Source organism: Rosettibacter primus (genome assembly GCF_036860675.1).
Taxonomy (GTDB): domain Bacteria; phylum Bacteroidota; class Ignavibacteria; order Ignavibacteriales; family Melioribacteraceae; genus Rosettibacter; species Rosettibacter primus.
Window position 1 is genome coordinate 1 of sequence record NZ_JAYKGK010000012.1, and the last position, 24,012, is coordinate 24,012.

At 30.4% G+C, this 24,012-nt stretch carries 20 protein-coding genes; 6 read left to right on the forward strand and 14 right to left on the reverse strand.

Annotation, left to right across the window (positions count from 1 at the left end):
* Positions 1-340 precede the first annotated feature (340 nt).
* The 3 genes from VJY32_RS12610 to VJY32_RS12620 all read right to left on the reverse strand — a co-directional run bounded on the left by VJY32_RS12610 (position 341) and on the right by VJY32_RS12620 (position 4,820).
* Entirely contained in the window at positions 341-622 is a 282-nt protein-coding gene (locus VJY32_RS12610) for a hypothetical protein (protein ID WP_353678282.1), read from the reverse strand.
* A 382-nt stretch (positions 623-1,004) separates the two neighbouring features.
* On the reverse strand, positions 1,005-1,664 hold the full coding sequence (locus VJY32_RS12615; protein ID WP_353678283.1) for a Card1-like endonuclease domain-containing protein: 660 nt from the start codon (positions 1,662-1,664) through the stop codon (positions 1,005-1,007).
* Between the two features lie 489 nt (positions 1,665-2,153).
* Positions 2,154-4,820 (reverse strand): S9 family peptidase, encoded by a 2,667-nt coding sequence (locus VJY32_RS12620; protein ID WP_353678284.1) that lies wholly within the window; start codon positions 4,818-4,820, stop codon positions 2,154-2,156.
* Between the two features lie 331 nt (positions 4,821-5,151).
* On the opposite strand from VJY32_RS12620, the gene ybaK reads away from it, so the two are divergent.
* Entirely contained in the window at positions 5,152-5,628 is a 477-nt protein-coding gene (gene ybaK / locus VJY32_RS12625; protein ID WP_353678359.1) for a Cys-tRNA(Pro) deacylase, read from the forward strand.
* 87 nt (positions 5,629-5,715) lie between these two features.
* On the opposite strand, the gene VJY32_RS12630 is transcribed toward ybaK, so the two are convergent.
* Positions 5,716-7,758 (reverse strand): dipeptidyl-peptidase 3 family protein, encoded by a 2,043-nt coding sequence (locus VJY32_RS12630; RefSeq protein ID WP_353678285.1) that lies wholly within the window; start codon positions 7,756-7,758, stop codon positions 5,716-5,718.
* A 92-nt stretch (positions 7,759-7,850) separates the two neighbouring features.
* On the opposite strand from VJY32_RS12630, the gene VJY32_RS12635 reads away from it, so the two are divergent.
* Positions 7,851-8,186, forward strand: a complete 336-nt coding sequence (locus VJY32_RS12635) for an arsenate reductase family protein (RefSeq protein WP_353678360.1) — start codon at positions 7,851-7,853, stop codon at positions 8,184-8,186.
* Here VJY32_RS12635 and VJY32_RS12640 read toward each other — a convergent pair.
* The 7 genes from VJY32_RS12640 to VJY32_RS12670 form a co-directional block, all read right to left on the reverse strand.
* Positions 8,179-8,802, reverse strand: a complete 624-nt coding sequence (locus tag VJY32_RS12640) for an HAD family hydrolase (protein WP_353678286.1) — start codon at positions 8,800-8,802, stop codon at positions 8,179-8,181. The genes VJY32_RS12635 and VJY32_RS12640 overlap by 8 nt on opposite strands.
* 106 nt (positions 8,803-8,908) lie before the next feature.
* Complete coding sequence (locus VJY32_RS12645) at positions 8,909-10,975, reverse strand: insulinase family protein (protein WP_353678287.1); 2,067 nt, start codon at positions 10,973-10,975, stop codon at positions 8,909-8,911.
* 46 nt (positions 10,976-11,021) lie between these two features.
* The gene (locus VJY32_RS12650) at positions 11,022-12,347 is read right to left on the reverse strand and encodes a M16 family metallopeptidase (protein ID WP_353678288.1); all 1,326 of its coding nucleotides are present in this window, start codon (positions 12,345-12,347) and stop codon (positions 11,022-11,024) included.
* Positions 12,348-12,690: 343 nt separating this feature from the next.
* Entirely contained in the window at positions 12,691-14,136 is a 1,446-nt protein-coding gene (locus VJY32_RS12655) for a glycine--tRNA ligase (protein WP_353678361.1), read from the reverse strand.
* A gap of 119 nt (positions 14,137-14,255) precedes the next feature.
* Positions 14,256-16,211 (reverse strand): tetratricopeptide repeat-containing sensor histidine kinase, encoded by a 1,956-nt coding sequence (locus VJY32_RS12660; protein WP_353678289.1) that lies wholly within the window; start codon positions 16,209-16,211, stop codon positions 14,256-14,258.
* Between the two features lie 62 nt (positions 16,212-16,273).
* Positions 16,274-17,707 carry a pyridoxal phosphate-dependent decarboxylase family protein gene (locus tag VJY32_RS12665; protein ID WP_353678290.1) on the reverse strand — a complete coding sequence of 478 codons (1,434 nt, stop codon included), beginning with the start codon at positions 17,705-17,707 and terminating at the stop codon, positions 16,274-16,276.
* A gap of 2 nt (positions 17,708-17,709) precedes the next feature.
* Positions 17,710-18,552: an alpha/beta hydrolase family protein gene (locus VJY32_RS12670; RefSeq protein ID WP_353678291.1), complete on the reverse strand. Its 843-nt coding sequence runs from the start codon at positions 18,550-18,552 to the stop codon at positions 17,710-17,712.
* Positions 18,553-18,835: 283 nt separating this feature from the next.
* Between VJY32_RS12670 and VJY32_RS12675 the strand changes: the two genes are divergently transcribed.
* The 3 genes from VJY32_RS12675 (at position 18,836) to VJY32_RS12685 (ending at position 21,951) form a co-directional block, all read left to right on the forward strand.
* Positions 18,836-20,527 (forward strand): proline--tRNA ligase, encoded by a 1,692-nt coding sequence (locus VJY32_RS12675; RefSeq protein WP_353678292.1) that lies wholly within the window; start codon positions 18,836-18,838, stop codon positions 20,525-20,527.
* A gap of 96 nt (positions 20,528-20,623) precedes the next feature.
* Positions 20,624-21,307: a 16S rRNA (cytidine(1402)-2'-O)-methyltransferase gene (gene rsmI / locus VJY32_RS12680; protein WP_353678293.1), complete on the forward strand. Its 684-nt coding sequence runs from the start codon at positions 20,624-20,626 to the stop codon at positions 21,305-21,307.
* A gap of 98 nt (positions 21,308-21,405) precedes the next feature.
* Positions 21,406-21,951, forward strand: coding sequence for a NifU family protein (locus VJY32_RS12685; RefSeq protein ID WP_353678294.1), 546 nt, complete (start codon positions 21,406-21,408; stop codon positions 21,949-21,951).
* 104 nt (positions 21,952-22,055) lie between these two features.
* Here VJY32_RS12685 and VJY32_RS12690 read toward each other — a convergent pair whose 3' ends face one another.
* Positions 22,056-22,220, reverse strand: coding sequence for a hypothetical protein (locus VJY32_RS12690; protein WP_353678295.1), 165 nt, complete (start codon positions 22,218-22,220; stop codon positions 22,056-22,058).
* Between the two features lie 94 nt (positions 22,221-22,314).
* Between VJY32_RS12690 and VJY32_RS12695 the strand changes: the two genes are divergently transcribed.
* Positions 22,315-23,085, forward strand: a complete 771-nt coding sequence (locus VJY32_RS12695) for a DUF72 domain-containing protein (protein WP_353678296.1) — start codon at positions 22,315-22,317, stop codon at positions 23,083-23,085.
* Here the strand turns inward: VJY32_RS12695 and VJY32_RS12700 are convergent.
* Complete coding sequence (locus VJY32_RS12700) at positions 23,082-23,330, reverse strand: FmdB family zinc ribbon protein (RefSeq protein WP_353678297.1); 249 nt, start codon at positions 23,328-23,330, stop codon at positions 23,082-23,084. The two genes, VJY32_RS12695 and VJY32_RS12700, sit on opposite strands and share 4 nt — an antisense overlap.
* Before the next feature lie 12 nt (positions 23,331-23,342).
* Positions 23,343-24,002, reverse strand: a complete 660-nt coding sequence (locus VJY32_RS12705; protein WP_353678298.1) for a fumarylacetoacetate hydrolase family protein — start codon at positions 24,000-24,002, stop codon at positions 23,343-23,345.
* Positions 24,003-24,012 lie beyond the last annotated feature (10 nt).

The following is a 24,012-nucleotide window of genomic DNA, read 5'->3' on the forward strand; positions in this document are numbered from 1 at the left end:
GGCTCATAATTCGCCAACGGCGAATTGTAGGTTCAAGTCCTACCCCCGCTACTAAGTAAAAAGCCTCTTCGAATGATGATGCTTTTTATTTTAGAAATCTATGAAAAACCGATGGCTACAATTAAAATTAAATATAATAATTTGGAAAGTATTTGAGCGCATCACGAATCTAGTTTTTGCAAATTGTAAGATGAAAAGTTGCGACAAGTATTAACTTCAATAAACTTATTTCACAGGTTCTAGTAAAATTATTTTTTGGGGCTATAATTGGTTCAACAATTTTAGACATATGAAATCTTACCTTAAATAACTTGCATACCAAATATTAACTATTTTGATATTATTCATCTAAAGGTTCATCATCTCCTTGAATTATTTCAAACTGAGAAAAGCAATCACAGCAAATGCAATATTTAATTTTGTTATTATCACTTTCATAACACTCTTCTAATTTAATTACATCAAGCAAAGTTTCACATATAGGACAGAGAATAATAACATAATCTTCATCGCATATTTTGTTTATACAATTGTTGCAGAAAGAGCCTTTGAATTTAACAAGATTCATACATTCTTTAATACTGCATTTATGAGCCTTTAATTTTTTGATATTATTTGCCATAAATTTTCCTAATTGTTTTTACTAGAAGAAGAAGTGCGGCAAAATGTGATTCTGAACTGAATGCCCTCGAAATTCAGCGAATCACAATTTTAACCGCACTCGGAATGACAAAAAGAACAGAAATTATTTATACCAAAATTATTATGTAATTAATGACTTGTGAAGAAAAGAAATATTTCGAAAATATTTATAAGCCCTCAATGGACAACTAAAACCTACCTAAAATCTCTGCTTCGAAAATTTTAAATCTCCAAGAATAGTATCATGCACTCTTTTTAATGTCAAAAAAATTTAATCTCCAGGTATTTCAATTTTATAAGAAAAAGAAATAACACTTGTTTGTAATTATAGTTGTAATCTTAGATACACACACAAGATGATTTTAATTTTCATTTTTAATAATCAAATCTAACTCATCTCTAATTTTATATAAATCATTAAAAATACATTTCCAAAGGATTGTGAAAAATTGTTCTGATGTAATTGTTCGAAAATCATACTTCTCTTCAATTTTTTGACAGTATTTAGGATTAGCCAAATGCAAAACACAAAATGCATGATTATCATCAAATTCAAGTCTCTCTTTGATAGCTGAATATTTTTTTATATCACTCTCATCAAAACTACCACTTTTACATTCAATCCAGTAAATATAATTTTCTATTACTGCGATAACGTCCAGTTCATAATGTTTATTATTATAGATACTTGTAAGTTCAACATCATAATAAATTTGATAATTAATGTGGCTAAAGTATATAGCACATTCATTAATTATCTTGAAAAGCAGAAAGCATGTATAAATCTCTAACCATTTACCATTAATTATAGACCTAATTTCATTTAATAATTTTAAATCATCATAATTATTTTCTTGCAATAATTTTTTTTTACACTTATTAACAATTTTTCTCAATAAAATACACTTCTTAGTTTTACCTTTGTAAAGTTCCTCAGCTAATCCATTGAATATATTCTCTGAATCATAAATTTTATAATTAACTACTTTTAGGTTGAATTGACTGAAAAAATTTTCAATCATGTTACCCTCAAGTTAAAAAGCTTTTAATGGGAATTAGACAAATTAGATTATATATTTAAGAAATCTTATAACATTAATAACTTCATTGATATTCGAATGAATATAAGTGCTATAACAATTTCCTCTTTTGCTAATTTATAAGAGTATTGAAAGAGAAGTTTTTCAAAATTGACTTTAAATTTTTTTGAGATATACCCTCAACTTGGTTAAACATTATATCTTATGTTAATTCATTATTACCCCTAATATACAGATTGTATAAAAACATCAATTGTAATGTGATATTTATCTGGCTTTTATGAAAAGACAATAATTTCAAAACATTTATAAACAAAATAAATTTCGATTTATAATTCTCATACAATCTCATAAAAAAAGACGACCTATAGGCCGTCTTTTTCTACTAACTTTTTTATCTACTAATTTGCTTTTTAATTTAAAAACAAGCTAACAATTTTTCTTTTTATTATAATATATCATAATTCTAATTTATTTCGTTAATTCAACTGTTACTGTACCACCTCCCATCATTGCGCCAAGTTTGGATTCAGATTTTACCAATGTTTTTGTTGTAACATCAAGCCATAAAGTTTGTGCACCTTCATCACTTTCTGCTGGTTTAACCAAAATTTTATATGTTTCATACTCTCCTGATGGAAGTGTTACTTTTTCTTTACCGGTTACTTCAATAATCATTGTCTGCACATTTGCTTTCATTATATCAACTTGTTTGTATGATGTTTTATATCCTTCTGCTAATGGCAAAGACCTCAATGCTAATTCTACTCCAGCTCCCTCTGTTAAAACTGGAGAATCAATTTTTATGTTTACAGGCATTTTTTGGGGACCGGCTTCAATTTGCCCTTCTACTTTATCCGGACTAAATGTTAAATGAATAGTAGCTGGTCCCTGTTTGATATTTCTTTTTATTGGCAATAATGTATTTGCATCAACTATTAATGTATCATTTCCTCCCATCATGCCTGTTGCTGCATCAACTATAACAAAAACACTTCTTCCATTGAGTTCAGATTTTGTTATTTCTCTGCTTACATTCATTTCAAATTTTTGACCTCTTGTTTCAATCTTAACAAGATAATTTAACAATGATGATTGAATTACTGAACCATCAAAAGTAGTAAGAATACTACTAACAGTTTCTTGTTTTGGCATTGTAACAGTTTTAATATCAACGGTTATCTCATCAAGTCTTTTTTGTATTTCTGGTTTAACATCTTCCTGCATTCTTCCGCCTAAATGTTTAGCAAAAAATTTCTCCATTGCTACTATCATTGCAAGTCGATTTTCTTTACCGAGAAATCCATGTCCCTCATCAGGGGCAACGATATATTCAACCTGTCTTCCTAAATTTCTCAAAGCTACTACAATTTGGTCTGATTCAGCTTTTTTAACACGGGGGTCATTAGCTCCCTGCACAACAAATAATGGAGCTTTGATATTGCTTGCATAATTAAGCGGTGATTGTTCTTCAAGCATTTTCCTTTCTTGGGGATTATCCGGGTCTCCAACTCTCACAGTAAAAATTTTCTTTACTGGAGCCCAGTATGGTGGAATTGAATTCAATAATGTAATAATATTTGATGGTCCTACAATATCAAACCCTGCAGCATATAAATCAGGAGTAAATGCCAAACCTGCTAATGTTGCATATCCACCATATGAACCTCCTGCAATTCCTATTCTTTTTGGGTCAGCAATTCCTTCTTTAATTAAATAATTCACACCATCAGTAATATCCTGCTGCATTGCACCTCTTCCCCATTGCTTATTTCCTGCATTCAAAAATTTTTTACCGTAACCTGTAGAACCTCTAAAGTTTGGCAATAATACTGCATAACCTCTGTTAGCTAAAAATTGTGCGAAAGGATTGTAACCCCAAAAATCACGAGCCCATGGACCCCCATGAGGAAATACAATTGCTGGCAGTTTTTTTGGTGTAATACCTTTAGGCAACACTAAGTATGCAGGAATTAACAATCCATCCTTAGCTTTATATTTAATTGGTTTCATCTCAGCAAGATATTCTGTAGGTAAGTTTGGTCTTGATTTATAGAGCAGTTCAGCTTTGCCTGTTATTCTGTTGAACAAATAAGTGGAACCTGGATCTACATCTCTCGAGACACTTACAATCCATAAATTTTCATCTTCAGACATAGAATTCAAAAATATCTCACCTTCTGGAACAGCTTTTTTCAATTGCATAAAAGCTTTTTCGAAATCTTTGTTTTTAAAATAAATTCTTAACCTGTCAGCTCTATAATATGTAGCTATAAGTTCATTTGTAATATCAGAAAAAATAGCACCACCAAAATCAACTTCGTTCTTAGGATCCCTTTCAATAAACTTTGTTTTGCCTGTTTCCATATCAAATAAAACTAATTCTGTCTTATCAACTTTATCCCCTTTATTAGTTACCAGATAAAAACTTTTTCCATCTGGCGTAAATCTGTATGGTTCAGCTGTTTCTTCACTTGATACTTTATAAATGGGAATTAATTTATCACCATCTATTTTCAAAATTTCTGTCCCTCCATCTTCAGTTTGCCTTATTCCAAGTCTTAAATTACCATCTAAATCAAAAATCCATTCTGCTACATTCTCGTCATTTTTTCGAATTAAAGTTCTTTCTCCTGTTGTTAAATTCAATTTGTATACATCATGAAGTTGAGGATTGCGGTCGTTAAGGCCAATAAAAATTTCATTTGGAGTTTTCTTTGGAACATCATAAATATAAGCCCTTACATTTTCGAGTGGTGTTAAATCTCTTGAAGGTGGAACTGGGTCTCCTTTATCAAGTGGACTTACAGCATATACTCTAAAATTTTCATTACCTCCCTGATCCTGAACATAAAGAATATACTTACTATCCCTTGACCAGAAATAATTTGTAATAGGTCTTTTTGTGTCATTAGTTAATGGACGAGCTTCTTCAAATTTTTGATTAATTTCTTTAATCCAAATGTTTCGCACATTATTGTAAGGCTTGATAAAGGTAATATACTTTCCATCTGGAGAAATTTGAGCACCTGAAATTTCCGGGTCTCCAAAGAAAAGTTCTCTGTCAATAATTGGTGGAAGTTGAGCAAATGACTTCATAAAAAATCCTATAAAGAAAATAATAATTAATTTTTTCATGGTGTTCCCCTCATAAATGTTGGTTATAAAATTAGTCAAGAATAATTTAAAACACTACATAATTCTAATTTTTTTTATTCTTGACAAGGCTCACAAAAACTTTCGAAATTTTATTTTACTATTGCACAGGGCAAAAAAGAAAGACATGAAAATGATTACCTATCTAATACTTGGATTAATGCTTATTTTGATTTTAATATTTCTGAAAAAAGTAATCCAAATTCTTAAAGAACTTAAATCTGATAATTAAAAACTCATTCAGTAAATAATTAGAGCTCAGTGCCCTTCTTCTAATAGAAATTATTTTTAAATTCGAGATGATATTTTATCAATTGAGGTTAATTTGAAAACCAATGCTATTAGAATTCTTGAATCAAAAAATATTTCATTTGAAACTGTGGAATATGAATTTAACGAAGAGGAAATTGATGCTGTTTCCGTTGCAAAAAAGTTAGGAGTAAATTTAGAAATTGTATTTAAGACACTTGTAGCGCATAACGAAGAAAATAATTTTTATGTTTTTGTAATTCCCGGCTGTTATGAATTAAATCTGAAAAAAGCAGCAAAAGCATGCAATTCAAAAAAAATAGAATTAATAAAGGTTAAGGAACTCCAACCAATTACAGGCTATATCAGAGGCGGTTGTTCACCAATCGGGATGAAAAAATTGTTTCCAACTTTTATTGATGAATCAGCTCAACTTTTCGATTACATTTATGTAAGTGCTGGAGTGAGAGGAATGCAGATAAAAATTTCACCTTCAGATTTATTGAATGTTATTAACGGTCAATATTCTGATTTGATTTAAGAATTCGGTTAAAAAAATTTATTGAATTTATTAAATGAAAAGTCCACCTGCATACCAATAAGCACGCAGATGGACTTAAATAAAAACTTAATTATTTACTTGTAGTACAGAATACTCATTAGCATAGTAAAGCATTTGTTCTGTAAAATCTTCTGGATATTCAATCTTCACATCAATTATTTCATCGCCATTCATAACAGGAATTAATTTAGGATTAATAAAACCTGCATAAGGTGCAATATTTAATTTCTGATATCTTTCCAAAACTTCATTATGAAGTTCAGTATCAACTTTTACACCATAATTTTCAACCAGATTTTTTCCTGCTTCATAATCGCCTTCTGATTTTATTCTCTGAATTTCGCGAAGCAGCTGTCCAAAAAGGTTTCTTAGTTTATCATAATCATTAATAACGAAATATGTTTTCCCATTTTTATTTTTTTTCTCAATAATATTTTCCGGCAAACCTTTTTCATAAGCCCATTTAGCAATAAGTTGTCTATTTCTCATATGAGCTTCTTCCAGATTTTCTTTAGGTTTTACTCGAGCCAACTGAACCATTAATGCATTTCTTATAAATGAATCATATTCTGCTTTGCCTACTTCAAGAGAAGGCATCACTCCAATATCAACTAATTTTTTATCCATGATGAAATACAACGCAACTAAATCTGCTCTAGCTTCTTCAAGAGTTGAAGCATAATTTTTCAATGTTTCATTTGGCTGTCCAACATTAGGATTAATTTGACCTGAAGCATGACCAATAACTTCATGCATGTCAGTATGTAAATCACTTGCAAGTGCCCCATATTTTTTTGCTCTTTCAATTTCTTCTTTTGAAAATGCAAATTCTTCGAGCACTCCGCTTGTTTCTGAAGCTTTATTATAAGAGTAAACAATATTACCAAGATTTACAGATTTTGAACCATGTTCTTTTCTAATCCATTCTGCATTTGGCAAATTAATTCCAATTGGTGTTGACGGCGAAGCATCCCCAGATTCTACAACAACTGTAATTACCTTTGCAGAAATTCCCTTAACATTTTTTTTCTTATGTTCAGGCATTATTGGAGAATTATCTTCAAACCATTGTGCATTATCGCTTATTGCTTTTATTCTTTTTGTTGCTTCAAAATCTTTGAACGAAACAACCGATTCAAACGACCCTCTGAATCCAAGCGGGTCATTATAAGTTTCGATAAATCCATTAATCACATCTATAACTGAAGAAGTATCTTTGACCCATTCAATATTATATTCATCCCATTTCTTCAAATCGCCGGTTTCATAATATTCAATCAATAAATTCAGAGCTTTTCTTTGCTGTTCATTTTCTGAAACTTCAACTGCTTTTTTTAGCCAGTAAACAATTTTTTGAATTGCAGCATCATACATCCCATTTAATTTCCAGACACGTTCGTAAATTTGTCCATTTTCCTTTACCATTTTTGAATTCAATCCATATGAAATTGGCCTTTCATCATTCGGCTTGATAATTTTTTTGTAATAATTTTCTACTTCCTTCTGTGTTAAATTTTCATAAAAATTAACTGCAGATGTTTTTATCAAATCATACTCGGGATTTTGATTGACTTTAATTGCATCTACATTGGGGTCAAATAATATAGGTTCTAATTTTGTTATCAAATTTTCAATTGTTTCATTTTCCTTTAGTGGAAATTCTTTCGGGTCAGAATTTTTAATTAGTTCTGCAAAATATTCTTTCGAAAATTCCGGCAGAAATTTTTTATTTGAATAATGATGATGAATCCCATTTGAAAACCAAACTCTTTTTGTATAAACCATAAAATTCTGAAAATCCGGAGTAGTTCTATCTCCTTTATAAGTTTTTACTATTGCTTCAAGAGTTTTTCTGATTAATAGATTGTATTTATAATTCTGATCCCAGATTATATCTCTTCCATACAAAGCAGCTTGATAAAGATAATAGACTAATTTCTTTTGCTGCAGAGTAAGATTTTCGAATCCATCAACTTTATATCTCTGAATTCTTAAATCTGCAAATTGTTCTGTTACATATTTGAAATCATCTTTTCTTTCTTGATTTGCACAGCTCATAATCAAAAATCCCATAATTATTAGATAAAATAATTTTTTTATTAAATGCATGTTAGCCTCAAAATTTATTTTTTTATTTTTGTTTTCAAAAATATGATTATCTGAAGTGCTTTACAATTTTATTTGAGTTAATAATGAATCAAATTAATATTCAAATAATTGGGACGAAGAGTTGCAATGAAACACGCAAAGCTGAAAGATTTTTCAAAGAACGCAGAATTCAATATCACTTCAGAGATTTGAATGAAAAAGGATTAACAAAAGGTGAACTTGAAAATATTAAAACAAAAATTCCTATTGAAGATTTAATTAACAGAGAGGGAAAACAATTTAAGAAAAGAAATCTTCAGTTTATGATTTTTGATATTGAAGAAGAATTATTAAATGACCCACTTTTGATAAAAACTCCAATAGTACGTTACGGTAAAGAAGTTACTGTTGGATATCAACCAGAAATCTGGAAAAAATGGCTCAATTAATTCCATCAAGAAAGATATTTCTATTTTTTAATTCTTTAATGAGCATATCATAATTTTGAAAGTGAATTCCATCCCAGCCACATCTTTTCGCTCCTTCAATGTATTCAAGAACATCATCAATAAATAAATGTTCGTTAGATGGTTTTTGTGTGTAAGATTCTACCGCTCTGTAAATTTTTTCTTCTGGCTTAACTGCTCCAACTTTATGAGAAAGAAAAATTTTATCGAAGTAATTCAAAAATTCATAATGACCATATCCATATTCTTCATGAATTTCATTTGTATTTGATAGTAACACAACTTTAAAATTCTTCTTAAGCTGTGGAATTAATGATACGACTTTCTCGTTCAAAGTAAAAATATCAGAATAAATTTTACAAAAATTTTCTTCTGAAACTTTATGCTCCAGCCAGCTGGACATAGTATCTAAAAATTCTTTACGAGAAATTTTGCCCCGTTCAAAATTTCGATGATATTCATAATTTTCGCTGTAAAGTCTTGCAAACTTATCTCCAAGACCATCACTTATTGAATTGAGCTTATTTACAACTTTTGAATAATCGAAGGGGATTAAAACATTCCCGAGGTCAAAAACAATAACAGAATATTTTGGCATATCTCTCCTTATAATTAAAATAACTACACAAAGATATAAAAAGAGGTCATTCCAAAATAATCCTGTAAAGCCAACCTTAAGTTTTTGAAATGACCCCTTAAAAAAATTATTTCACTTCAAAAAGTGAATCTGGAAGATTTGTATTTATTTCAATTGAAGAAACATATAATTCAATAGACTGCGGACCAAAACTCTGAACATATTTAAATGGATATTTTACTCCCTGCACTTCTTTATAATCGCTTACATCCATAGTCTGGGCAAAACTTCCTTGAGGTGTTGTAACATTACTAATAGTTCTTACCAACAATCCTGTTTCAACATCATAATATTGTGTTGTTTTCTTTCCTGAAGAAGAAGTCAAAACAACTTTGTATGCATCTTTTCCATTAATTGATTCAATACCCACAAGTTCAGGTTTTAATCCATATTTTGGATAATCAAGTGGAGCATCTAATGCCTGCTCTTTTAATGATTCAACCTGCTCGCTATTAAGTTCCTGGGATTGTCCCATTATTTCAACTTTTCCTTTTTCTCCATCAAAAATTGTTTTTTGTTGAAATACTCCTGCATCAATTAATTGCATTAATTTATTGGGATACTTTTGAGATATTGTAACATTAATATTCATTCCCTGAGTAGAGCCTGTTAATTTTACTACTTTATCTTTCACTTTCAATAAATTTTCTTTTCCTCCTATTACCTCAATATATTTATTGAGAACTTGTTCAACTGTAAGTCCTGCTGGTAATTTTTTTAATGTTGGGTCATATGGATTACCAAACACATCATAATATTCAATTTTTCCAGTGATACTGAAGTTTATAAGATTTTTTGAAATCTCTTCACCGTTACCAACAACAAGAATATATGCATTACCTGGTTTTATATATTTCTTTGCTGTTTCAAGAACATCATCAGCTGTAATTGAAGCAAGATTCTTCAGATAATTTTTATAAAAATCTTTAGGAAGATTGAATCTTGCAGTATTGATTGCAAATCGAGCAATAGTTGCTGGATTTTCGAGACTTCTTATAAATTCTCCTGCTAAATAATTTTTTGCTTTCTCAAGTTCTTGTTCAGTTACTTTTTCATTTCTAATTCTTTTCATTTCTTTTAACATTTCTGTAATTGCACTGTCGGTAACACTATTTCTAACCTGAGCAAAAGCAAAGAAACTTCCCGCAATTGGGTCAGCTTTAAGTTGAGAATAAGAACCATAAGTATAACCTTTCGATTCTCTCAGATTCATAAATAATCTGCCTGTTGCACTGCCCCCAAGAATCAAATTTGTTACTGAAGCTTTAATTTCATCTTCACTTCCAATTTTTAATTCTGCAGGATAACAAATTGCAATCACAGATTGAACTGAATTGGGACGGTCAACCAGACAAACTTTATTTATTAATGGTGGTTTTGGTGTTTCATAAGAATTTTTTGGAACTTCTTTCTTTTCCCATTTACCAAAATATTTTTGAATAAGAGATTTTGCTTTTTCTTTATTAATATCTCCCACCACAGCAAGATATGCTACATTTGGTTTGAAGTAAGTTTCATAATAATTCTTACACATTTCAAGAGTAATTGAATTAACTGATTCCTCTGTTTCTGTTTCGCCATAAGGATGATTCTTCCCAAACATTAATACAGAACTTACTCTTCTTGCTATAGAATTTGGTTCATCTTTAGATACAGCAATAGAAGAAAGCATTTGCTTTTTTATCTTATCGAGTTCTTCCTGTTTGAAATTTGCATTTAGAATTATATCAGACATTATTTCAAGAATTTTTTCTTTATGCTTTTCAAGTCCACTTGCAGTAATTCCATTTGGAGAAGTAGATAATTCAGCTCCAATAAAATCAATTTCTTCATCAAGTTTATCTTTTGTTCTTGTTTTAGTGCCGGTTCTTAATAATTCTCCTGCTGCGGAAATATATCCAGCATGATTTCCTTCGAGAATAGGGTCAATATCAATAAATAAATTAAATGTTACTCTTGGGAGCTTATGATTTTCGACCACAAAAACTTTTAATCCATTTGGCAATTCGAAAGATTCGTATTCTCCAATTTTGACTTCTGGGGCTGGAGCGGGTTGAGGACGCTTTGATCTGTCAAGTTGTGCATATAAAGGCACAACAATCATTAATGCTATTAACAATATTTTTTTAATCATTTTTCAAAACTCCTTTTTTTCCACATAAATTTTTTATTTAATCAGATTACTTTTTCTCAAATGATTTTGGAAGATAATACAAAACTACTCTGTTTTCATTTTTTAAATATTTATTTGCTACTCTTTTAATATCTTCTCGAGTAACTTTCATATATCTTTGAATTTCGGTGTTAATTAAATTTGCATCGCCGTAATAAACAAAATAATTTGCAAGGTCTTCAGCAATACCAATCATTGTTGAATTTCTTTTTACAAAATCACTTTCGATTTGATTTCGAACTTTTTGAAACTCATAATTGCTTATTAATTCGTTTTTAACTTTTTCAATTTCCTTTTGAATAGCAGCTTCTAAATCTTCTGCAGTAACACCAACATTTGCAAGTCCATAAACAATAAACAATCCGGGGTCTTCCATAGGAATTGGTATTGAACCAACTGCAAGAGCTTTCTGCTGTTTATCTTTAATTTCTTTCTGAAGTCTTGAACTTTCACCACCAGAAAGAACAGTAGTTAAAATGCTCAATGCATAATAATCCGGTGTTCCTTGCTTTGGCATATGATAACCAAAAACTACCATTGGAAGTTGAACATTATCATATACAACTTCTCTTACCTCTTGAGTTTGTTCCGGCTCTACAATATTTGGGCGGGTAATTTCTTGAGTCCCTTTCGGAATTTCACCAAAATATTTTTGAACTAATTCTTTTGTCTTCTCAATATCAATATCTCCTGCTATACTCAGAGTTGCATTTTGGGGGACATAATATTTTTTGTAGAAAGCAATGAATTCATCGAGCTTTGCCTGGTCAATATATTGTACCTGACCAATTGGTGTCCATCTATACGGGTGAACTTTGTAAGCATTACTGAAGAGCTTTTCTATCAATGAACCATAAGGCTGATTTTCATAACGCTGTTTTCTTTCTTCTTTAACTACTTTTCTTTGTGTCTCAACTCCAATGCTATCGATCTTTAAATGAAGCATTCTTTCAGATTCCATATATAAACCAAGTTCTAATTGATTCGAAGGAAGAATTTCGTAATAAAAAGTTCTGTCGAATGAAGTATTAGCATTAAGTTCCCCTCCTGCAGCTTCAATAATTTTGAAGTATTCACCACGAGGAATGTTTGGCGAGCCTTCGAACATAAGATGTTCAAAAAAATGAGCAAATCCCGTTCTTTCAGGGTCTTCATTTTTACTTCCTACATGATACAATACTGATATTGCTACTATTGGAGTTGAATTATCCTGATGTAAAATTACATTCAGCCCATTATTAAGTTTATATTGCACAAAATTAATTTTTCTGGGTTGAGCTGAAGTCATAACATAACAAAATATAAGCAACAAGAATATTAACCTGCTTTTCATTTTAAATTACCCCTTATTTTGTGTGGCTATTTAGTTGTGTAAATATGCTTATTAGTTGCAAAATTTTTTAGCCCTGCGAAGTAAAGATTAAGCTCCATTTATAATATCTGAATTTGTCTTCTCTGCATTTAAACAGATAAGTTTAATAAATCAAGGTTACAGAAAAAAACAATAACTTAAGTATATATCAGTTCATGTCCTATTCTTATTTTTACATTTACTTCAGGAGTTGCATTAAAAAGCAATATTTTAATAGGACATAGAACTTTTTAGCAACTCCCATGAAGTTTAACTTTCAAAAAAAACAGAAAGCAATAACTAAGTAATTATCTTGCTTTATGAATTATCTTAATTTATCTAAAAAATAATTCAACAAACTGCTGATAGATACACGAACTTGATTCATTGAATCACGTTCACGAACCGTAACAGTTTCATCCTGAAGAGTTTGAGTATCAACTGTAATGCAAAACGGAGTTCCTGCTTCATCCATTCTTCTATAACGGCGTCCAATCGCACCTTTATCATCATAAAATATTTTAAGATGTGGTCTCAAATCAGCTTCAATTTTTTTTGCTACTTCAGGCATTCCATCTTTATTAACAAGTGGAAATACAGCTGCTTTAATTGGAGCTAATTTGGGATGAAATCTCAGAACACTTCTTAATTCGCCATTAACTTCTTCTTCATAGTAAGCATCAATAAGGAAAGCCATAAATGAGCGGCTTGCACCAGCAGAGGTCTCAATTATATATGGAATATATTTTTCTTTTGTTTCATCATCAAAATATAATTGAGATTTGCCGGAATATTGTTGATGACGACTTAAATCATAATCGGTTCTATTGTGAATCCCTTCTATTTCTCCCCAGCCAAATGGGAATTCATATTCAATATCTGTTGCTTCTTTTGCATAATGAGCTAATTTATTTTGAGGATGGTCATGGAATCGAAGTTTTGTTGGGGTCATACCGAGTGATTTATACCAATCAATTCTAATCTCTTTCCATTCATCATAATATTTTTTGTCTGTACCTGGTTTAACGAAATACTGCATTTCCATTTGTTCAAATTCACGGGTGCGGAAAAGAAAATTTTTTGTATTGATTTCATTTCGAAAAGCTTTGCCAATCTGAGCTATTCCAAAAGGAAGTTTCTGTCTGCTTGAATTTGCTACATTAAGAAAATTAACATAAATACCCTGTGCTGTTTCAGGTCTTAAATAAATCACATTGCTTTCATCTTCTACAGGACCTAAAAAAGTTTTGAACATCAAATTAAATTTTCTGGGTTGTGTAAATGTGCCTTTATTACCACATTGAGGACAATTAATTATATCGAGTAACTTTGAAGCCAATGATTGATTTTCAAGAACAGCAGTAAATTTATCATCAAGAGAGCCTTCCTGTTCAAGTAAAGAAGAATCAAGTTCCCTAAGTGCCTTTTCTTTATTTTTATCTGAGATTAGTTCTGTTAAAGTATCTAATCTGAATCTAGCTTTACATTGTTTACAGTCAATCATTGGGTCTGTAAAATTTTCGACATGTCCGCTTGCTTCCCAAACTTTAGGATGCATAAGAATAGCAGCATCAAGTCCTTCAATATCTTCCCGGTAAGTCATGGCTTTCCACCATTCTTCCTTGATATTTCTTAGAAGTTCAACACCGAGCGGACCATAATCCCAGCAGCCGTTTAAGCCGCCATAAATTTCACTTGATTGAAAAACAAATCCCCTTCGCTTTGCAAGCGATACAATTTTTTCTACCGTTTCGTTTTGTCCCTTTGCGATTTTACACCTCCAGCAAATTTTTTTAGTGACAAATATAAGAAAACCAAGTGGAAGATAGTAAATCGATTTTAGAAATTTTTATTAGAAGACAATTCATGGATTGAAGGAAATAATTTACATTAAACATTATTTGCAGATGGAAGTGTAAAAATAAATTTGCTTCCTTTATTTATCTGGCTTTCAACAAAAAGTTTTCCATTTAGCTTTTCTATAAAATCTCTGCATAGAATTAATCCCAATCCGGTTCCAGATTCACCTGCAGTCCCATTGCGGCTTTTGTTAATATCAAGTTCAAAAAGTTTATTTATTGTTTCATCATCCATTCCAATACCATCATCTTCTACTGTTATTTTCACATATTTATTTTCTCTTTCAGCATTAATTAATACTTTTCCTCCTTCATTCGTAAACTTAATTCCATTTTGAATGAGATTTCTTAAAATAGTATTGAGCATATTTTCATCTGCCTTAACTATTATATCCTCAGGTACATTCGTTTCAAGTAAAATATTTTTTGTCTTTGCAACAGAATTAAATATTGAAAAATTCTCAAGAACTATCTCATAAAGACACAATTCTTTAATATCAATTTCTAGTCTTCCAGTTTGAGCACGAGACCAGAGTAATAAATTTTCAAGCAAGTGAAAATTTTGTTTTGCAGCTTTTTCCATATTGTTAAGATAACTTAATTTTTCTTCGTCACTTAAAGTTTCATAGTTGTCCTTTAATAAACTTAGATAGCCAAAAAGAACATTAAAAGGAATTCTTAAATCATGGGCAATTATTCTTAAAAGTGTATCTTTCATCGAATTAAGATTTTTCAATTTTTCATTTGCAATTTTTTTGGTAATGTAACGACTGTATGTAATAACTGAAATTAAAAGAATCAAAAGAGTAATTACGATAAAATAATCTCTCTGTCGTTCTGCAAGTTCAATATCTTTTTGAAGAATTGCATTTTCCCGTTCTGATTTTTCTGCTTTATAAATTGATTCCATAGTTGCCACAATTGATATATTTCGTTGATTAAATAACGAATCCTGCATGGCATTATACTTTTGGCTGTAATAAAATGCATTTTCATAATCTTTAATTATTTCACTGAATCTAATCCATTGCTTATAACTTTCAAGTATGATGTAAGCTGCTTTTAAATTTTTTATAGTTTCTTTTGCACGATTTAAAAATTCTTTTGCTTCTTCCAATCTGTTAAGTTCAGCATAAATTATAGCAAGTTTATTTAGATTATTTAATTTGCCTTCGTTATAATCTAATTTTTCAGAAAGATTAAGTGCCTGTGAATGATAATATAGTGCTTTATTATAATCATTCTTCAATTTAAAAATGTTGCCTATTCCAGTCCATGCAGAAGCAATTCCTCTTTTATCTTTCAACTTTTTGTATTTGCTTTCAGCAAGCAGATAATAATTCATAGCATTCTTTAAATCTTTTTTAGCAGTATAAACTTCAGCAATTAGATTTAGTGTAAGCGCTATGCCGGGTTCGTCGTTAATTTCTTTTCTAATTTCTAATGTATTCATTAAATATTCTAATGCACTATCGTTTTCCCCCTGATTTTTATATATCAATCCAATATTAATTGAGCAAAAAGCGATTCCCTTTTTATGATTAAACTTTTCAAAAATATTTAATGCCTTAAGAACATATTCCAATGCAAGGGGATTATTTCCTTGAAGTCTGTAAATACCACCAATATTGTTATAAGAAAATGCTATTTGAATTGAATCCTTAGATTCAATTGCAAGATTTAATGCATCATTATAGAGATATAAAGCTTTTTCATGTTCGCCTAAATTACGATAAACAACTCCAAGCAGATTCAAAGCTTCTGAGTGTAACTTTTTATTTTCAATTCTTTTTGCTTTTTTAATTGCTTCATCACCACATTGAATTGCAAATTTAGGGTTGCTGTTTCGATATAACCAGCAATTGTCAATAAGAATTTTAATTTGAGTAGTTTCTGGCAAAGTAGAATTTGCTTTAAGCAGACTGTCAAAATTAACTTGAACATTCCACAAAGGAATATTTAACAGGAAAAGAAATATATAATTCATAAAAAAACCGCCCTCTTTTTATTCCTAAAAATAATATATAAAAACTTATTAATGAAGGAATATTAAAAGGAGTTTAATTTTTCTTTGATTAGCTCCCAAGCCTGTTTAACATGTCGTTCCTCCTGTCGTATCCCTGATATTACAAGTCGCAATGTAAATTTATTATTTAATTTTGTATGAGTAAGAAATAATTTCCCAGTAGAATTAATTTCATTAATTAATTTTTCATTTAAGCTGTTAAGTGAATCTTCATCCATACCATTTAATTTAGCTCTAAAACAGACTGTGCTGAAAGGAACTGGAGCTAATCTTTCGAAATTGGGATGTTCATCAATCCAATTTGCAAATAATTTTGCAAGACGAATATGTTCTCTAATTCTTTCTCTTAAACCATCAACTCCGAAATATCTGATAACAAACCACAATTTTAATGCACGAAATCTTCTGCCAAGTTGAACTCCGTAATCCATCAAATTATCAACAATAGAATCTTCTCTGCTTTTAAGATATTCAGGTACAAGTGAAAAAGCTCTTTTCAATATTTCAGGTTTACTTATATAAAATGCACTCAAATCTATAGGGACAAAAAGCCATTTATGAGGATTGGTAACAATTGAATCAGCTTTTTCAATTCCAATGAAATATTCTTTCATTTCAGGCAACATTGCTGCTGAACCTGCGTAAGCAGCATCAACATGAAGCCACAAATTATATTTTTGACATATTTCAGCTATTTCATTTACAGGGTCTACACTCGTTGTTGATGTAGTCCCAATTGTTGCTACAACACAGAATGGTTTAATACCATTTAGAATATCCTGTTTAATTGCATTTTCAAGTTCAGAAGGAATCATTCTAAAGTCTGAATCTACTGGAATTTTTTTTACTCCTTCTAATCCAATACCTAAGGTAATAGCAGCTTTTTCAATTGATGAATGAGCTTGTTCAGAACAATAGAGCCGTAGCTTTGATAAACCGTTTAAGCCTTTATTTCTAATGTCAAGATTAAGATATTCGCGAGCAGCTGCAATTCCATGAAGAGAACTAACTGATGCTGTGTCATAAATTATTCCCTTAAATTCACCTGGAATATTGAGCATTTTTTTATACCAGTTTAATACAACATCTTCAAGTTCGGTTAAAGCTGGAGAAGATTTCCAGACCATGCCATTTGAGTTCAAAGTTGAACTAACAATATCAGCAAGAATTCCTGGTCCACTTGCTGTTGAAGCAAAATAAGCCATAAAATTAGGATGCTGCCAGTGTGTAACTCCCGGTAAAATTATTTCATTAATGTCATTAATTATACTATCCAACTCTTCTCCTTTTTGTGGGGGTTCAGAAGGAAGTTTTGATTTAATATCACCTGGCTTAATATCAGGTAGAACAGGAAATTCTTCTATATTTTTAAGATAATTTGTAGACCAATCAATTAACTTATATCCTGTGGATTTAAATTCTTCTGCAGGCATATCATATAAATTTTTCTCTTCCATTTTTAATACTCAATTTTTGATAACCAATTAGAAATTATTTTTGCCAGTTGAATTCTTTTATCTAAAAATGAATGTCCGCATTCAAGAATATATTCTTCAAAATTTTGTGCATTTATTAATCTTAATGAGGCTACTAATGGCAGATGATGAATCTCAAGCGGAGCAGTTGTATCATACTTAGCTCCAATCAACAAAAGATTTTTTAATGATAACTTGCTAACATAGCTCAATAAATTCCATTCATTTTTATTTGCTATAAGTTCATCTAATAAATTTTCTGCACTTGTATTTTTAACGAATGAAATAGCACTTTTAATTTTTTCAATACCTTGCAGATAAATTTCTTTGTTCAGTTTTAAAATTTCACCGAATGCTCCTGAATTAAAACCTGCAATCGAAACAATATTTTTTATTTCATCATGAAAAATTGAATAATACAAAGCTGCAAATCCTCCCATGCTGTATCCAATTAAAATTATTCTTTTGCTGTCAATTCTGAATTTTTCCTTTGATTCATCTGTCTTAATAAATTTTACTGCTGCATCAAGGTCTTCTGTTAAATTTTTCCAGCAGAAATCACCTTCACTTCCCCAGCATCCTCTGTAGTGAAATATAAGAACATTAAATCCCTGTCTTCTGAAAACATGTGCCAAATCCAGATTTGTCTCGTTGCCAGGAAATCCATGTAATAAAATTATTGTAGGATGCAAATCTTCATCGGCAGCAAGAAGCATTGTCCCTAAAATTTTATTCCCTTTACTTTCAAATACTACAGGGACCATTGATGATGGAAATTCTCTGTTAATATAAATTGGGTCTTGAGTTACAGGGTCAAATGAATTCATTTCTTACCATATTAATACTACATAAAAATAAACATAATATGATTGATATAAAATCAATTTGTAGAATAAAATTGCTGCAGCTTTTACATCTAAAAATTTATAGCCATAAAAAAATATAACTGTTACACAAACTTTTATTTCCAATCAAGCCATATTTTTGAAGTCTCATCAATTCTTATTTAAGCTGTTTCTGTATTTTTATTCATTACAAAATTAAAATGATGTTTTAATTAGGACTCGTATTTCTTATCTTTGCAACTAAATTTTTAACAAAGAGCAAGAAATGAAATTAAGCAAATCTTTTGTTCCAACATTAAAAGAAATACCAGCCGAAGCTGTAATTCCAAGTCATATCTTAATGATAAGAGCAGGATTAGTGCGGCAATTATCAGCTGGAATTTATACCTGGCTCCCACTTGGTTACAAAGTAATTCGAAAAATTATGGATATAATTCGAGAAGAGATGAATGCTATTGGTGGACAGGAATTTCATTATCCTGCACTTAATCCAAGAGAAATATGGGAACAAACTGGAAGAGTTGAAGCATTTGGTGATATTATGTTTCATGTTAAAAATCGTGATTATGTTTTAGCTCCAACTCACGAAGAAATTGTAGCATGGCATGCAAAAGGTGCGATAACATCATACAAAGATTTACCACAAATCTGGTATCAGATACAAACAAAATTTAGAAACGAGCCTCGGCCACGAAGCGGTGTGATTAGAGGCCGTCAATTTATAATGAAAGATTCTTACTCACTGGATAAAACTTTTGAAGATTTAGATAAATCTTATGAAATGCATGATAAAGCTTATAGAAAAATTTTTGATAGATGCGGTCTGAAATATTTTGTTGTCGGTGCATCAAGCGGTGCAATGGGCGGAAGTAAATCAGAGGAATTCATGGTTAAAAGTGATGCTGGAGAAGATACTGTAGCATACTGCGAAAATTGTGGATATGCAGCAAATGTAGAAGTAGCACAATCAATCACTCAACCAGCTATTCGTTATAACTCAAGTAAAGAGATTCATGAAATTCATACACCCAATGTCAAATCAATTGACGAACTATGTGCATTTCTTAATATTGATGAACATGAAACTGCTAAATCAAGGATTTACATACATAATGGTAATCCTGTTTTAGTTTTGATGCTTGGAAACGATGAAGTTAATGAAACTAAACTTCAAGCCGTACTGGGAGGAAATGTTCGTCCGGCTCATCCAGATGAACTTAAAGAAATTTCAGGTGCAGATGCCGGCTCAATTGGTCCAATTGGATTTAAGCATAGAATAATTGCAGATAATTTATTGAAAGATGCAAATAATCTTTACAGCGGTGCAAATAAAAATAATTATCATATAGGTGGAATTGATTTGATACGTGATGTTCCAAATATCGAATACTACGATTTAAGAATTGTTGAAAATGGTGAAAAATGTATAAGATGTAATTCATCGCTTCAAGTTTTTAAAGCAATTGAACTTGGACATATTTTCAAATTAGGAACAAAATATTCTGAAGCTCTTGGTGTTAATTTTCTCGATGAAAATGGAAAAGAACATCCTGTTGTAATGGGAAGTTATGGAATTGGAGTTGAAAGAATTCTTGCTTGCTTTTTAGAACAAAATTATGATGAAAAAGGAATTATCTGGAAAAAACCATTATCGCCATTTGATGTTCATCTAATCGGTCTTAATATGAAAAATCCTGATATTAAAGAGACATGCGAAAAGTTATACAATGAACTGCAAACTTCAGGTTTTGAAGTTATTTATGACGATAGATATGATGTTAGTGCTGGGTTTAAATTCAATGATGCAGATTTACTTGGAATGCCGCTGCAAATAATTGTTGGTGAAAAAAATTTGAAGAATGGAAATGTTGAAATAAAAATCAGAAAGTCAGGTGAGAAGTTAATCGTTCCAATAATAGAAATTAAAGAAAAGATTAAAAGCTTATTAGATGAATAAACAGATATGATGAAATAAAATCAGATGACTCAGAGCAAGATGTTTTTAATTAGAGCAGGCAAATTTACTTAATCTGAGTTATCTGCTTCCTATTTTATGAAACCCAAATTATATATCGTTTCAACACCAATCGGAAACATTGAAGATATTACACTTCGTGCATTAAAAGTATTGAATGATGTTGATTTTATTATCTGCGAAGAATTTAAAGAAGCAAACCGATTACTCTCGCATTATAAAATCAAAAAAGAACTTTTCTCACTAAATGAGCATAACGAAAAAGAAGCTTCAATCGAGTTATTTCAAAAAATTAAAGAAGGAAAAAATGCTGCATTAATTTCTGATTGTGGAACGCCTCTTTTTTCTGACCCAGGCTACCTACTTGTTCAACTTTGCATTGAATCAAATATCGAAATTGTTCCTGTCCCTGGAGCAAATTCATTGCTTACAGCTCTTGTTGGTTCAGGTTTCAAATTGAATAAATTTTTTTATGCGGGTTGGATTTCTCCAAAAAAAGATTTACGGAAAAAAGAATTACAGCATTTGAAGTCAATCAAAGAGTTGATAATATTAATGGAAACTCCTTACAGATTAAAATCTATTTTATCAGATATTTCAAAAGTATTTGGTGAGAACACAAATATTGTTTTAGCTTTCAACTTAACTATGCCCTCAGAAAAATTTTTTAGAGGAAAAGTTGGAGAGATTCAAAAAGAAGTTGAAAAAGAAAATCTCAAAGGTGAATTTGTAATCATTATTGATAACAGGTCAAAAAATTAACTTCAGCTTGAATAGTAATCATTTTTTTGATAAGATTGCATTGAAATAATTGAACCTTTGTCAAAATTTTTTAGTTAAAAAAGAAAAAGGAATAAACTATGTTAATGATAGAAGATGTTGATTTAACTCCCAATCCACAGGCACTAAAATTTATTCTGAATGAAAAATTGCTGAATAAAGAAGCAAGAAATTTTAAGAACAAAGAAGAAGCACAAAACGACCCTTTAGCAAAAGGTATTTTCGAAATTCCTGGAGTAGTTTCTGTTTTTTATATGGATAAGTTCATCACAATTGAAAAAGACCCTTCAGTTCAGTGGGGACAAATTCAACGGCCTTTTGTTGATTTCATCAAAAAGTTTGATAAGTCTTTAATACCTCCTGAAAAAGAAAGTTTTCAGATAAGCACAGAAGAACAAACTGAATTATTAAAAAGAATAAATGAAGTAATTGATACTCGTGTTCGACCAGCACTAGCAGGAGATGGCGGCGGTCTCGAAATAAGAGGGTTGGAAGGTTTCACATTAAAAATTCGATATCAAGGTGCATGCGGAAGCTGTCCAAGTTCTATTCGAGGAACTCTTCTTGCTATTGAAAATTTATTGAAAAGAGAAGTAAATCCTGCTATTGAAGTTGTATCAGATTAACTAAAAAAGCCGCTTCTTTTGAAAGCGGCTTTTATTTTTTTAAACAATTTTGTTGTTTAGATAAATAATCAGTTTTTAGATACAGAATAGAAAAAGAGAAAAAATTATTTAATTTCTGTTACCTTGCTTATATCATCAAGCTTTACAAATCTTTCCTGAAATTTGTATGTGCCGTTTGGTGTCTTGATTGTTTTCACAACTTTTACATTAACATGTGTGGATTTTGCTTTCGTTTTTACTTTATCTGCAAATGATTGTTGCTTTGCCATTTATAAACTCCGTTTTTTGGGTGCAAAATCTATAAAAATTTTTACATATAAAAAAATTTTCTGAATTTAATATCAGTCTTTACGATTTTAATCCATGAAAGGAAATGATAAAAAGATAATTCCAGGTTGCTGCGGTTTTATAGTATCTCACAAAAAATATTTTAATACTTTTGACTGCATTGAAATTAACATTACATTTTATCAAATCCCCGAAATAAATATTGCAGAAAAGTGGAAACAAGAAGCACAAGCAATAAACAAAAATTTTGAATTTATTATTAAAGCCTGGCAGTTAATTACACATCCCGCCTCAAGTTTTACTTATAGAAGATTAAAAGAAAAAATTCCTGAAAACAGAAAAAAGTATTATGGATTTTTTCAGCCGACAGATGAAGTATTAAAAGCATGGGAACGAACACAAGAATTTGCAAAAAAACTAAATTGCACAAAAATATTATTTCAAACTCCTGCATCATTTAAGCCTGAGGAATCGAACAAAAAAAATATTATCAATTTTTTTAATCTGATTAGGCACAATAAAAATTTTCAATTTATCTGGGAAGTCAGAGGCAACTGGAATTCGGAAGAAATTAAAGAAATTTGCAGTGAATTGAAATTAATTCATTGTGTTGACCCTCTTGCACCAGTTTTAAACAAATCAACATATGGCAATTTTAATTACTTCAGAATTCATGGAAGTTACGAAGGGAAAAAAATTAATTATAACTACAAAATAAATTCTGATGAAAAAGAAAAAATATATTCTTCGTGCAGCAAAAAAATAAACTATGTAATGTTCAATAATGCTTATATGTTTGAAGATGCAGTTGAATTTCAGAAGAGATTTTTAATTGAAAATCATTAATCATTCAAATTACACATACCGCTAAAGCAAGAACTACTGTTTGCATAACTTTTATTTTCACTACAGCAACATTGGAAATTTTCTGATAATGAAGAATTAACAGAAGAATTGAAAGAAGAAAATAACTTACTAATATTTTCAGAAGAACATTCCGGACATTTAATTTTTTCAGAATCTCCGAGTGATTTAAAAAATATTTCGAACTTTTTTCCACAATCATTGCATCTGTATTCAAATACCGGCATAGCATTGCTCCTTTATTTTACAATGGTTGTTTCAAGGGTTCCAATATTTTCAATCTCTGCAAAAATTTTGTCTCCCGGCACTACTCTTCCAACACCTTCAGGAGTTCCAGTAAAAATTAAATCTCCTTTTTCGAGTGTCATTTTTTCCGTTACATACTTTACAATTTTTGAAGGAGAAAACAACATATTATTCAAAGATGAATTTTGTCTTATCGTTCCATTAACAGAAAGTGAGATTTTTTCATCACCTCTAAGCTTATAATCTTTTTTCAAAACAAAATTTGAAAGGACAGCCGAAGTATCGAAGCTTTTTGATAATGTCCATGGGTCGCCTTTTTTCATAAATTCAAATTGTAAATCACGCAAAGTCATATCAAGTCCAACAGCATAGCCATGAATTGCTTCTTCAGCTGATTGGTCATTAGCATTTTTAATTGTCTCTCCGATATAAAGAACAAGTTCTACTTCATGATGCAAGTTGTTCGAATATTCTGGATGAATAACCGCTTCGCCAGAATAAATTACATTTGAAGCAGCTTTCAAAAAAATTACTGGAAATTCTGGAACTTCGTTGCCTAATTCTTTTGCATGTGCTGCATAGTTTCTGCCAATACACACAATTTTACCGATAGGAACTTGTTCACTATAATTTCTAAATTTTATGTATTTCATAGGAATTTAA

Bases quoted from the DNA above. Each gene is read 5' to 3' on its own strand.
- VJY32_RS12610 (WP_353678282.1), bottom strand. From the start codon at position 622: ATGGCAAATAATATCAAAAAATTAAAGGCTCATAAATGCAGTATTAAA.
- VJY32_RS12615 (WP_353678283.1), bottom strand. From the start codon at position 1,664: ATGATTGAAAATTTTTTCAGTCAATTCAACCTAAAAGTAGTTAATTAT.
- VJY32_RS12620 (WP_353678284.1), bottom strand. From the start codon at position 4,820: ATGAAAAAATTAATTATTATTTTCTTTATAGGATTTTTTATGAAGTCA.
- VJY32_RS12630 (WP_353678285.1), bottom strand. From the start codon at position 7,758: ATGCATTTAATAAAAAAATTATTTTATCTAATAATTATGGGATTTTTG.
- VJY32_RS12640 (WP_353678286.1), bottom strand. From the start codon at position 8,802: ATGCCAAAATATTCTGTTATTGTTTTTGACCTCGGGAATGTTTTAATC.
- VJY32_RS12645 (WP_353678287.1), bottom strand. From the start codon at position 10,975: ATGATTAAAAAAATATTGTTAATAGCATTAATGATTGTTGTGCCTTTA.
- VJY32_RS12650 (WP_353678288.1), bottom strand. From the start codon at position 12,347: ATGAAAAGCAGGTTAATATTCTTGTTGCTTATATTTTGTTATGTTATG.
- VJY32_RS12660 (WP_353678289.1), bottom strand. From the start codon at position 16,211: ATGAATTATATATTTCTTTTCCTGTTAAATATTCCTTTGTGGAATGTT.
- VJY32_RS12665 (WP_353678290.1), bottom strand. From the start codon at position 17,707: ATGGAAGAGAAAAATTTATATGATATGCCTGCAGAAGAATTTAAATCC.
- VJY32_RS12670 (WP_353678291.1), bottom strand. From the start codon at position 18,552: ATGAATTCATTTGACCCTGTAACTCAAGACCCAATTTATATTAACAGA.
- VJY32_RS12675 (WP_353678292.1), top strand. From the start codon at position 18,836: ATGAAATTAAGCAAATCTTTTGTTCCAACATTAAAAGAAATACCAGCC.
- rsmI (WP_353678293.1), top strand. From the start codon at position 20,624: ATGAAACCCAAATTATATATCGTTTCAACACCAATCGGAAACATTGAA.
- VJY32_RS12685 (WP_353678294.1), top strand. From the start codon at position 21,406: ATGTTAATGATAGAAGATGTTGATTTAACTCCCAATCCACAGGCACTA.
- VJY32_RS12690 (WP_353678295.1), bottom strand. From the start codon at position 22,220: ATGGCAAAGCAACAATCATTTGCAGATAAAGTAAAAACGAAAGCAAAA.
- VJY32_RS12695 (WP_353678296.1), top strand. From the start codon at position 22,315: ATGAAAGGAAATGATAAAAAGATAATTCCAGGTTGCTGCGGTTTTATA.
- VJY32_RS12700 (WP_353678297.1), bottom strand. From the start codon at position 23,330: ATGCCGGTATTTGAATACAGATGCAATGATTGTGGAAAAAAGTTCGAA.
- VJY32_RS12705 (WP_353678298.1), bottom strand. From the start codon at position 24,002: ATGAAATACATAAAATTTAGAAATTATAGTGAACAAGTTCCTATCGGT.